Origin of the sequence: Bacillus sp. LK2 (assembly GCF_001043575.1) — a bacterium.
GTDB lineage: Bacteria > Bacillota > Bacilli > Bacillales > Bacillaceae_G > Bacillus_A > Bacillus_A paramycoides.
In genome coordinates, this window is the sequence record NZ_LDUK01000019.1 from 21,610 (window position 1) to 34,093 (window position 12,484).

At 34.4% G+C, this 12,484-nt stretch carries 10 protein-coding genes; 5 read left to right on the forward strand and 5 right to left on the reverse strand.

Annotated elements, in window-relative coordinates; all coding sequences use genetic code 11:
* The first annotated feature begins 174 nt into the window (after positions 1-174).
* Both VK90_RS13600 and patB1 read left to right on the forward strand, forming a co-directional pair.
* A complete protein-coding gene (locus VK90_RS13600) occupies positions 175-1,590 on the forward strand; it encodes an MBOAT family O-acyltransferase (protein WP_048373491.1) in 1,416 nt (471 codons plus the stop codon).
* 175 nt (positions 1,591-1,765) lie between these two features.
* A complete protein-coding gene (patB1, locus tag VK90_RS13605; protein ID WP_048373492.1) occupies positions 1,766-2,956 on the forward strand; it encodes a secondary cell wall polysaccharide O-acetyltransferase PatB1 in 1,191 nt (396 codons plus the stop codon).
* A 330-nt stretch (positions 2,957-3,286) separates the two neighbouring features.
* On the opposite strand, the gene csaB is transcribed toward patB1, so the two are convergent.
* The 3 genes from csaB to VK90_RS13620 all read right to left on the reverse strand — a co-directional run bounded on the left by csaB (position 3,287) and on the right by VK90_RS13620 (position 8,108).
* Positions 3,287-4,384, reverse strand: coding sequence for a polysaccharide pyruvyl transferase CsaB (gene csaB, locus VK90_RS13610; RefSeq protein WP_048373494.1), 1,098 nt, complete (start codon positions 4,382-4,384; stop codon positions 3,287-3,289).
* A 164-nt stretch (positions 4,385-4,548) separates the two neighbouring features.
* Positions 4,549-6,069, reverse strand: a complete 1,521-nt coding sequence (locus VK90_RS13615; protein ID WP_048373497.1) for a putative polysaccharide biosynthesis protein — start codon at positions 6,067-6,069, stop codon at positions 4,549-4,551.
* A 560-nt stretch (positions 6,070-6,629) separates the two neighbouring features.
* Entirely contained in the window at positions 6,630-8,108 is a 1,479-nt protein-coding gene (locus VK90_RS13620; protein WP_033795474.1) for a SulP family inorganic anion transporter, read from the reverse strand.
* Positions 8,109-8,307: 199 nt separating this feature from the next.
* Between VK90_RS13620 and VK90_RS13625 the strand changes: the two genes are divergently transcribed.
* Complete coding sequence (locus VK90_RS13625) at positions 8,308-8,772, forward strand: hypothetical protein (protein WP_002170575.1); 465 nt, start codon at positions 8,308-8,310, stop codon at positions 8,770-8,772.
* A 63-nt stretch (positions 8,773-8,835) separates the two neighbouring features.
* On the opposite strand, the gene VK90_RS13630 is transcribed toward VK90_RS13625, so the two are convergent.
* The gene (locus VK90_RS13630) at positions 8,836-9,654 is read right to left on the reverse strand and encodes a MerR family transcriptional regulator (RefSeq protein ID WP_048373499.1); all 819 of its coding nucleotides are present in this window, start codon (positions 9,652-9,654) and stop codon (positions 8,836-8,838) included.
* A 111-nt stretch (positions 9,655-9,765) separates the two neighbouring features.
* Between VK90_RS13630 and VK90_RS13635 the strand changes: the two genes are divergently transcribed.
* Both VK90_RS13635 and VK90_RS13640 read left to right on the forward strand, forming a co-directional pair.
* A complete protein-coding gene (locus VK90_RS13635; RefSeq protein ID WP_048373501.1) occupies positions 9,766-10,398 on the forward strand; it encodes a GNAT family N-acetyltransferase in 633 nt (210 codons plus the stop codon).
* A gap of 340 nt (positions 10,399-10,738) precedes the next feature.
* The gene (locus VK90_RS13640; RefSeq protein ID WP_048373503.1) at positions 10,739-11,338 is read left to right on the forward strand and encodes a DedA family protein; all 600 of its coding nucleotides are present in this window, start codon (positions 10,739-10,741) and stop codon (positions 11,336-11,338) included.
* 450 nt (positions 11,339-11,788) lie between these two features.
* On the opposite strand, the gene VK90_RS13645 is transcribed toward VK90_RS13640, so the two are convergent.
* Positions 11,789-12,457, reverse strand: a complete 669-nt coding sequence (locus tag VK90_RS13645; RefSeq protein WP_048373505.1) for a hypothetical protein — start codon at positions 12,455-12,457, stop codon at positions 11,789-11,791.
* Between the last annotated feature and the right edge of the window lie 27 nt (positions 12,458-12,484).

Below are 12,484 nucleotides of genomic sequence, written 5' to 3' on the forward strand. Positions count from 1 at the left end.
ATAATGAGTGTCAAAAGGATTCCGTCCCTCTTTTCTTCTATTATATATAGTAATCATTTTAATCGAATTATTAATATGCCAAAATAATAAAGGCGCTTTTATATAAAAAAATATATAATAGGAATGTCGGTTTTTTGCACGAAATGTATTTTTGAAAAAAGTGAGGAGAGTCCTTTGGTATTTAGTAGTTCTATTTTCTTATTTATCTTTTTACCCCTCGTATTATTTTTCTATTTTATAGTGCGTGCCGAGCTACGTAATTTCGTATTACTTGCATTTAGTTTAATTTTCTATGCATGGGGAGAACCACGATTCGTCCTCTTAATGCTCTTTTCTATTTTATTAAACTACTGCTTCGGCCTACTCGTGCATCATTATGATAAACGAAAAAATATGAAAGTCACATTTTTAATTATGGCTGTGGTCGGAAATATTTTATTACTTTCTTATTTTAAATATATTTCCTTTTTCACAGACATTTTGAATCAAACTTTGCATTTATCTATTCATGTGGAACCTATTCCACTACCGATTGGAATTTCATTCTATACGTTCCAAGCGATGTCCTATGTTATTGACATATACCGTAAAGATGGAGATGTTCAAAAAAATCCACTTAACTTAGCGTTATATATATCAATTTTCCCGCAGCTCATTGCCGGACCAATCGTTCGTTACAATATCGTTGCTGAACAAATTAAAACGCGCATTCATTCTTTTGAACGATTTACAGAAGGTATCCAAATTTTCGTTTTAGGATTAGCGAAAAAAATATTAATTGCCAACCAAGTTGGATTTGTCGCAGATAAAATCTTCGCCTTACCACCGTCTGAAATAAGCGTTGGAACGGCTTGGATTGGTATTATCGCCTATACTCTTCAAATCTATTTCGATTTCTCAGGGTACTCTGATATGGCAATTGGACTTGGAAAAATGTTCGGATTTGATTTCCCGAAAAACTTCAATTATCCGTACATCTCGAAATCCATTTCAGAATTTTGGAGAAGATGGCACATTACACTAGGTTCTTGGTTCCGCGACTATATATACATTCCGCTCGGCGGAAACCGTGTTTCAAAACTAGCAAATTACCGTAACCTCTTCATCGTATGGGGATTAACCGGTTTATGGCACGGAGCAAGCTGGACATTTATCGCTTGGGGCTTATATTATGGCTTTATTATCTCGATTGAAAAAGCTGGATTTGAGAAAATATTAAATAAGCTATGGAAACCGCTGCAACACGCATATGTACTAATCATCGTTATGATCGGTTGGGTCTTCTTCCGAGCTGATAATTTCGCTTACTCGTTCCAATATTTAAAAGCGATGTTTGGCATGCAGCGACAATCTTTCATTGATGACAACACAATGCTATATATACATGAATACATTATCGTATTTATCATTGCCTTTATCGCAGCGACACCAATTTTGAAACGTGTTAAAAACATATTAGAACTTGCGCCCAAAACGTATATGTTCACGATGCAAGTTGTACGTCCTATATTATTACTCACATTATTTATGATTTCGATTATGTATTTAATTAATTCGACGTATAATCCATTTATTTACTTCAGGTTTTAACTTATCCCGCATTAACGGGCAGTAAGACCCCCACCTCAAAATTCAGCGAAAACAAAGAAGTTAGGTGGGGATCAACTGCCCGTAAAAGCCCGATTGGTTCAACTAATAATCAGTGGGGGATGAACAAAACCCCCACTGATTAAAGTTTCACTTTATGTAGGAAGGAAAAGTTATTATGAAAAAATTGGGGAACATCGTCCTATTTATCGGTTTTCTCACCATTATCTTTTCATTTGGCATATTATCGCTTCTCAAAACTGACCGAGCAATTTCGCCCGTTGAAAATCGTCCGCTCGCTCAAAAACCAGCTCTTACAAAAGAAGCCCTCGCAAAAGGCAGCTTCTTTAAAGACTTTGAGACATATACAAACGATCAATTAATCGGAAGAGATGATCTCATTAAAAACTATACACTTACCCAAATTAAAATGGGCAAGTCTCTCATTAACGATATTATTCTAACTGATGATAAATGGCTTCTAAAAAACCCAGCTTGGACTACAAAATATAATGAGATTGACCAAGCTATGCCAGCTATAAAAGACTTATCTCAGTTTTTAAAAGAACAAAATATTGAGTTTTACTTTGCTTTACCACCGTCCAAAACGAATGCATTATCATTTAAATTACCTTCTTATATTCACACATATGCACAGGAAAATTTAAATTATTTTCTAAATAAACTTCCAGCGGACGTAAAGCCAATTAAACTCATGGATTATTTTAAGCAAAACTATACAAATGAAGAAATACAAAGTATGTATTTCAAAACAGACCATCACTGGAATATGGATGGTGCCTTCTTAGGCTATCAATATATAATGAACACAATCGGGCAACAATCTTCTATATATAAAGGAAAAGAAATAAAAAAAGAAGATTACACTCGTACGTGCGCTCCAAATACACATCTAGTCGGAAGCTTTAACAACCAGCTATACCAACTGATCGATGCGACTGGTGAAAAACTATGCTACTACACACCGAAAGACGGTTTCAACTTTACAAGCGTAACCGCAAAAGATGTAAACGGCACTGTATATCGCACATTGGATGAACTATATGGCGTAGAAAAACAAAACGATACAACATCATACGCAGGTTATTACACGAACGACTATCCAGAAATCGTCATCGAAAATAACAATGCGCCAAATGATGTACGAGCTTTAGTCCTAAAAGATTCATTCGCAAACGCAATTGTGCCTCACTTAGCACAAAGCTTTAAACACACATCCATCCTCGACCTCCGTCACTATCACGAAAAGGATGTATATCAATACATTAAAGACAACAATATTAACATGGTATTGTTTGTGTATAGTGATTCGAATTTGAGCGGTGAAATGTTTAAGTTTAAGAAATAAAAGAAGCCTCTTGTAACCAATTTACAAGAGGCTTCTTCTTATTTATTCCGCTATTTGTGGGAAATAATAAAGTGAAACTTTAATCAGTGGGGGTTTTGTTCATCCCCCACTGATTATTAACCTTCACCAATCGGGCTTTTACGGGCAGTTGATCTCCCACCTAACTCCTTTGCTTTACAGCCGAATTTTGAGGTGGGAGTCTTACTGCCCGTTAATGCGGGATAAATTAAACTATTATGGGTTTCGACATTGTTATTATTTCACTTGTACCTTCAACTACAAAAAGGAGAAAGAACTAGAAAATTTCCCTCTACCTCTCTAAAACTAAGATTACATCCCTCTTTTTATAGACTCTTTTGCATGTAAGTCACTAATAATATGTTTGGATGCTCTTGAAATTTGTTCTCGTAATTCCTCTACCCTTTTCCCTAAAGTTTCTTGCATATATTCTTTTTGTTCTATTTGGTTGATTGCCATGCTATATAGTGTCCCTGGCGTCCAGCCTCCATCTACACTCCCAATACTTGGTTGGTTTACTTGTTGTACAAACGAATCGATCTTTGGATCATATGAAATACCAATCATAGGAGTATTAGCAACTGCCGCTAATATAAGAGCATGGAGCCTCATTCCGATTAGCAAGGAGCATTCTGATAAAATAGAGATTTTTTCATGAATATCCATTTTATAAGGGAGCATGTGTGCTTCTTCTCCCATCAAATTAATGATTTCCCTTGATGCATTTTGATCAAATGGACCATGCATCGGTACAAATAAAATATGATATCCCTCTTGCTTAAGTCTTTTTAGCGTGCCTGCTAACTTCTTCATATAATTTTCTTTTGCATCCCAGTACCGTACACTAACCGCAATAATTTTCCCTTGTAAAGAATGTTTTTGCAGCCAATTGGTCTTCTTTTTTTCTGGCATACAAGCTAATACTGGATCTGGAACAAGTTCGATGTCTTTCTTAATACCAATTTCTTTTAAGTACAAAAAAGAGTCTTCATCACGCACTGATATATACTCAGCCTTTGATATATGCCATTTCACCAATAAACGATTTTGCTTCTTCGTAATAGGCCCGATTCCTTGGGCATAAATATAATACGGCTTTTTCAACAAAAGAGCCAACCGCATAATACCTGTATAATATAGAATACTTCTTATACTCGTCTTATCCTGCAAGAGGCTACCGCCTCCACTAATTAAACCATTACTTTTCTTTATTTCTCGGTAAACCGCTCCTATATCCCAACGATTTACCGCCTCTACACCGTACATTTCCCTTGTATAGTCGGGGTCATTAGAAAGTACAACAAGCTCAAGAGTAGGATCCTCTTCCTGCAGCGCTTGAATAATTGATTGTAAAATTGCTTCGTCCCCAACATTATAAAAACCATAATATCCTGATAAAACTAACCGCACTCTTAGCCTCCTCCAACGTTTCACAATCAGCTCTTTTGTAATTAAACAAATTGCTATTAATTCCTTACCGAGAAAGGTTTGATAACTTCAAATTGAATTCTTTTAAAAACATATAACAAACCATACTTATTTATAATGCTGTTCATTTTCTATAATAATCGAATTTATTTACGTAAAAACGGAATTTGTTCTTTCGATATCCAGTTTAATTTCAACGCACATACGCCATATAACAAGGAAGCTATTCCTAGCGCTACAGCACTATATATCATTGCAAAAAGTCTAGAATCTGTCACATTGATAAGTGTAGACACAAAGTATAATGCTGCCCCTAAAATACTAGATACTACAATCACCGCTATAAATTTCCCTATATGTATTGGATAGGAAAGGTCTTTTCTAATATAAATGTAATTCGCAATACAAATCAGTATATATATGATTAGAGTACTATACGCTGCTCCATTTATACCAACTTGTTTTACTAGCGTTATATTTAAAATAATTTTTACGAAACTCGCACCAATGATAATCCATGCCGCTTGCATTGAACGCTTAATCCCTTGCAAAATTCCTATTGATAATACCGTAAGTGATGTGAAATACGAACTACCAATTAAAATGGCTAGCATACCACTTCCTTTTGTGTCTGTAAATAATCCAACATTAAGCGGTACTGCGAGCGCCATAAGCCATATCGTTAGCGGCATTGTTAAAACATGCGCAAACTCATTTGTGCGCTTTACTGTCAATTTAGCTAAAGCTATATCTTTTTTTGTTAAAGCAGCTGTTAATAATGGAATTAATGGAAATACCATTGCGCTTGCAAGTACAACAATTAATTGCGTAAATGCAAAACCACGGCTATATATACCGAATTGCTCTTGAATAGTTGCAGAAGATTCATGTAGTACATGTGGAATTGTTACGGAATCAACTAAATTTAAAACCGGCATAGATAACGCTCCAATGGCAATGGGAATTGAAACACGGAGTATTTTTTTCGCGTTTTTCTTAAAGTCTTGTAACGAATATGTTTTACTCTTATAACGATACGTGCTTCTCACATATTTTACTCGTAAATATATAAGTGACGTAATAACGCCAAAGCAAGAACCAATCATCGCTCCACCTGTTATGATATCACTACTTTTATTCAAATATACAAATACATAAGCAATCGTTAGCATAAAGAACACGCGAATCAACTGCTCAATTACTTGTGATACGCCCGTAGGTATCATATCTCCAAATCCTTGGAAATATCCACGATACACTGCCATGTATGGTGCGATTAACAAGGCAAATGAAGTAACAATTAATGGTAGCCTCGTCTCTTGTCCACCAAGCATATTTGCAATACTGCTCGATCCAATGATAATAATTAAAAATCCGAATATCCCACATATAACACCGATAATAGATGCGGACGTAAACAATTTAGCAATTCCGTCCCGATCATTTTTTTCATGAAGTTCAGCAATTAGCTGGGATATTGCTAGCGGAACCCCCGCTACTGATAAAGTTAAGGCTATCATATATACAGGAAAAACGAGGCGAAAAATCCCAAGTACTTCATCTCCCGCTATATTTTGCAATGGAATTTGAAAAAAACTCCCCACCACTTTCGATAGGAACGTTGTAATGGTTAAAATTGCAGCGCCTTTTACAAACTTTTTATTCATCTTCTATCTCTTTTCTTTCAAATATGATTTAAATAAATATCAAGTCAGTATTCTTGCTTAATCTAGAGAAACTTCACTCTATTTCATTTAGTTATCATACCAAATTTCTTATATATTGAATACTCTCGTTCCAAATATAATATGTACAAAGCAAGATTATTTCCATCCTATTTTCCCTTAAATTTACTACTTTTACTTATTCAAGATAAACCTGTAATATACTGTAGCTCTTGTCAGTAAGAGGATTGTTTTCAACACGCTAAATTAAGTAAAATAATTCTTAAAATCCCCTTTTCAAGAGGAAGTTAAGAAGTCTGAAAAAACAGACGAAATGTGACTTATTCAATCATCTTAAGTTTATAATTTCGTTAACCGTACACAATTAATTTGTGAAGGTAGCCATTTCTCAAATCCTAAATATAATTTGAAGTTAGATGATCTAATTGATGCTCAACAGATTTATAAAATCCAGACATAAGGATTCTCCACATAAGTAACACATATCTAAATAATAAGAACCCCCACACTCTACAACGCAACTCGTGTGAAGGTTCTTATTATTATACTGCCTTAACTTCTAAAAACTGTAGTTTCTCTTTTTGCTCATCATTCGCCATCATAACTATCGTCTTTTCAACATGTGGATGTACATTTTCAAGCGTCACACTCGCTCCTACTTTATCTGACTGCTCAACAAAGTTTAATAACGCCATAGCGCCTGATACATCCATATAACGTACATCTTTCATACGTAAAACAACCGGTGACTTCACATCTTGTAAAGAAGTAAAAATACGATCTACTGATAGGAAAGAAAGTGATCCCTGAATCGTGTACGTCGCTTCTTTTTCTTTTATAATAGAAGCTTTCCGTTCTTTACATCTCACCATATATATAATGAAAGAAAGAATAATACCAAACGCAACAGCAACCATTAAATCAAATTTCACTGTCACAAACATCGTCACGAACATAACAATAACATCACCCTTTGGGGCTACGTGCACTTTCCTCATACTTTCCCAATCAAACATCCCTATACCAGTTAAAATTAAAATACCTGATAATACAGCAAGTGGGATATATTGTACCACCGAACCGAGTCCCATAATGAAAATAAATAATATGACACTATGCATACAAGCTGAAAGTGCCGTTTTCCCGCCACTTCTTATATTTACAATAGACCTAACAGTCGCCCCTGCTCCTGCTAATCCTCCGAACAAACCGCTCGCAATATTACCAATACCTTGTCCGATTAGCTCTTTATTACTTTTATGCCGTGTCCCTGTCACATTATCCATTACGACAGACGTTAATAATGAGTCAATGGATCCTAGTAAAGCAATACTTAGAGCTGGTAATACAAGTTCCAACATTCCCGATCCGCTTAAAGCCGGTACGTGAAGAGCTGGCATCGCCTCCGGAATTGTACCTATCTTTTCAATTACCTTATTTAAAGAAATAGTTCCTACAACCGGTAAGTGTACTGTAAGTCCTTGTAGCATAGAAGAAAATAACGGCAATAGTGCTGTAACACCTACTAATGCCACTAAACTTGATGGAATCGCCTTAATCCATTTTCCAGAAACAATCATTACAATAATCGTTAATAACACGAGTAGAAAACTATTTTGTACGTGCTTCATTTCACCTAAAATAATGATAAGTGCAATCCCATTCATAAACCCTGAAACTACGGAGTACGGAATATAGCGAACGTAAGAGCCAAGCTTACATACACCAAATAAAATTTGAAATACCCCTGCCATCATAAATGCAATAAAACTTGCTTCTAATCCGTAAGTTGCAATAACACCTGTTGCAATAACTGTAATCGGCCCAGTCGGACCCGTTACTTGTCCTGGTGTGCCGCCAAATAACGCCGCAAACAAACCTGCAAAAATCGCACCATATAGTCCAACTAGTGCCCCTTCAGACGTTCCCGTCGCGGCAATACCAAATGCAATTGCTAGCGGCAAAGCAACAATCGCAACAGTAAATCCTGCTAAACATTCCTTTGCTATTTTTTGAATCATATAAATAACCACCTTCATATAAAGTCCACGTTCCATTGTACACCCAAAAAGATTCATTCGTTAGCGTATTTATAAGAAACTCTTTACAGTCTCGTGAAGTAAACGTATTCAATGAAAAGTTTCTCCCTTACCTTTGGAAACAATTACAACTATGCTATAATGAACAAATTAAATCTTTTACTATACACTTGGAGGCACTATGCTAACTTTTGAAGAAAAATTATCGATTATTGAATCTTTCCCAGAATTAGAAAGAAAGAACGTATCATTAAAACGCGTAAACTTTCACTTTGAAGAAAGTCGTTTAGATAAAAAGAACGTTGTATATCATTTACATCCAAACGGAAACGGATTTGTATACGCAAGCGGTATTAAAGGCTACAAAACGGACGACAAAGGTATGATTAACATCCGTGAATTTTCAGCAGAGGAATTACGTTCAGTAATTGAGCAATCCATTGAACTACTATCACAAGAAGAAATAGTAGTTCCTGCAGAACCTGCGAAAGAAGAAGAATGGCATAACGAAGATGGTCATATTCTTACTCTTATATCTGAGGATGACATGTGGAACGTTTACGCTGGCGTAAACTTAGACGGTACATTCAACTCTTATCCAGAAGCTGCGGAATACCTTGACGAAGAAGGTTTTTCACGTAAATAATAAGCTCTCCACCATGTATGATACCCCCGTAAATTACGGGGTATCATACATCAAATTATGAAATCAAAACTTCTTATTCTCACTATCCCCTATAAAACTTTGAAGTTGACAACTATAAGACTCCGTATTAAAAACATCATTAACTAACTCCACTTCAATAAAACTCTCCACTTCTATATTGTTTTCTTTTACATATTTAATCATGGTATTTCTACGTTCCTCTTCATTCTCTTTACTATACGCTAATGTTAAATATTTCCCGCCCGGTAATATTTTTATATTTTGCTCCTCTTCCATATGTACATTATCTTGCACCTTATTAAAAACATACTTTGGTTCTACATCCCACTTTTCATTTACATTGTATAGAATCCCCATTTCCATTGACATTTTCCCTTCATAATTTTGAATGATTTTCTCCAAATCGGAATAATAAAGTAACTCTTGTAAACTCCCCACTTCTTTACAAGGGGCTACAATTACATAACGCTGTTCAAAGAATTGAATAGATATTTCATCATTCTTTAATATATCCTGTGAACTTCCTACTTTCGCATTTAAACAATCAATCGTTTCGATTACTTCTTTCATTTTCTTTATATTTTCTTCCGCTTCTTCTTTCTTTAATTGTAAAAATTGTAGCAATTTATCCGTATTACATTCCTTAAAAATCTCTTGAAGTTCTACTATACTGGTGTTTAACTCTCTACAGCTTTTTATAATATCAATGTGAATGAATTGATCTATGGAATAATATCTATATCCAGTTGATTCATCAATATGTTTTGGAATAAGAATCCCCATTTTATGATAGTACCTTAATGCTTTTATCGTTATATCCTTTATTTTTGCAACTTCTCCAATAGAAAATAATTTTTTCACTTTAATCTCTTCCTTTATATTTTTTCCCTCACTACCATTGACTCTCCCCTTAGAGGAGACCTTACTATTTATATAATAAGTTATTTACATTGATAAAGGGAGTATACAATTATGAACACAGTAAAATATAGAAGTCTTGTTAAGGAAGACTATGAGCCTATAAAACATTTAATTGGCGAGGCATTTGGATTTAATCAATTCATTACAGATAAAAAATTTTTAAATTCATTATTAAACTTCTATCTGCAAAGTTGTATTTTAGGAAGTTCCTTTAGTAAGGTAGCTGAAAAAGATAATAAAATTATCGGTGTCATTTTAGGCGATTCTGAAAAAGATAAAAACCGTTTAAAGAAATTTCATAATACTTTTAGCTTTGCCTATAACACGCTTAAACTATTCATGACTAGTAAAGAGAATAGAGAATTTTTAAAAGCATTTATAAAAGTTCAAAAAACATATAAAGAACTAATTAAAGGAAAAGAAGATCATTTTCAAGGCTGTATACAATTATTCATCGTATCCGAAGAATCTAGAGGTCTTGGAGTTGGGAAAACTTTAATGAATGCATTGTTCCAATATATGACAAAAGAAGATGTAACATCTTTATATTTATATACAGATAATGCATGCAACTATGGATTTTATGACAAGCAAAACTTCAAACGTGTACAAGAAAAAGCCATTCATTTTGGACCAAAGAAAGATCAATTTAATATATTTTTATACCGCTATGATTTTCTCTAATAGCAACATTTACGATTCGATGCTCTTTACTAATTAGTAAAGAGCTATATTAAGTATGATCGATCCTATCTAGAAATATGAAGAGAATGTGGTTATCAAAAAACAATGCCAGCACAAGGTCTCCAGCCAAACTCTTTCACTGCCATCATACAAATTGCGGGTGAACCGTTTGGTGTGGGTTAATAAACCAGTAGATGATGCTCTACTAATTAAAGTTTCAATTTATTACAGTGTAATTTAGAGTTTGAACTGTTCAACATGGAAAGAGGAAGATATGTAACAACATCAGTGTACATTGGGTATTGCACATGAGTAATACAATAAAAAAGGAGAGCACAGCATGGAATGGATTTATGAATTATTTCAGCAATATGGGTATTATGTAGTACTTATTGGATTGCTGTTAGAATATATCGCTTTTCCGTTTCCAGGAGAGCCAACATTAGCCTATGCAGGATTTTTAGCGCATCAAGGTGATTTGAGTTTACCGATTTTAATTATTTTATCCTTTATTGGGACAAGCGTAGGTATGACATTCCAATACTTTTTAGGAAATAAACTTGGCATGCCTTTCATTCAGAAATACGGGAAATATGTATTTTTAACACAACGAAAAATTGACTTAACGAAAATGTGGTTTGATAAATACGGATATTTTCTAATCTTTATCGCTTTTTTCGTTCCAGGTGTCCGCCACTTTACAGGGTACTTTGCAGGAATTATCAACTTACCGTTTCGCCGTTTTGCAATTACAATTTATTCAGGCGCCCTATTTTGGGTATCTTTCTTCTTAATTTGCGGTTACTGGTTAGGCGAAAACTTACAAGATATATTCACAGTACTTGGACAGCACATTGGGAAAATTATTTTTGGTATGATTGCCATTATGCTAATCACCCGATTTCGCAAAAAATTAAAGCTTGTGTTTGTAAAAAATTAAAGCACGTATTTGTAAAAAACATAGTAGAGCAGAAAACTGAAACAGATTATATTTTCTTTAGAGATGGCTCTGCCATCTCTTTTCCGTTTCAGCTTCCCCTCATCAAACCGTACGTGAGGTTTTCCCTCATATGGCTTTCCGATGTTTTGCCCCTTTGGATCTGTTTATCTAAAGGGGTGTTTTTATAGTGAAAAGAAGAACTGAACTGAACTGAACTGAAAGGCGGATTAAGGAACTGTTGAGTATCAAGGGTGGCGAACCGTACCACAAGTAATGGAGGTTTTTCTCAAAATTAGATTCAATATTTTGGGGAGAAATGTACTGTAAGTGATGTAGAGTTTTTTAAAAAGGACTTACTGTTAAAAGTAAGTCCTTTGTGTATCTTATAAGAATATCTCGTCACAACTTAAGAATTTTATCATGTATATCGAGGGTTTACGTAATACATCATTATCCATGCGTTTTATCAGCATCAATATCTAACGCAAATTGAGTTACTTTCTTAAGGTCTTTATTTACATTAACTAGACATGTTTTTCCTCCATCATATTTAAAATAAAAATTATATTCCCAAGCCTCTTTTGAATCTTTAGCTGCAATTCCTTCTTTACTTTGTGCCTCTGAAAATTCATAGCTTTTACCATCTAATATGTTATTCGTTTTAACAAAGTCAGTTGCTAAATTTTTAGCTTCGTCATAAGAAAAATTCTTATAATTTTGATCTTTAGGTTCTCCTGGACGATAGTCTAGATTTACTATCTTATTAGTTTCAGCGTCTATTATAGCATTATAGTAAATGGCTGTATTCCCATTTACAAATTTACTATCTTTATTAGACCATCCTGCCGTATAAAATTTGCGTCCGTCTACCTCAAAAAACTCATGGTTTCTTTCATATAAGTTTTTAGTGTCTATTGTTTCATTAAAATTCTTTTGAAAAGCATTAAGTGCTACGTCTTTAAGTTCATTTGCTTTGTAACTGTCTTGTTCAACAGCCTTCTCAGTCATTACTGTATTCTTTGGCACTGTATTATTTGATGATTGTGCAAAAGCTGTAACACTTCCAATACTTAATATCCCAATTAACGTTAATCCCATTATTCCTGTTGATTTTTTCATACTATTTTTCCTCCTGTCATTGCAAGT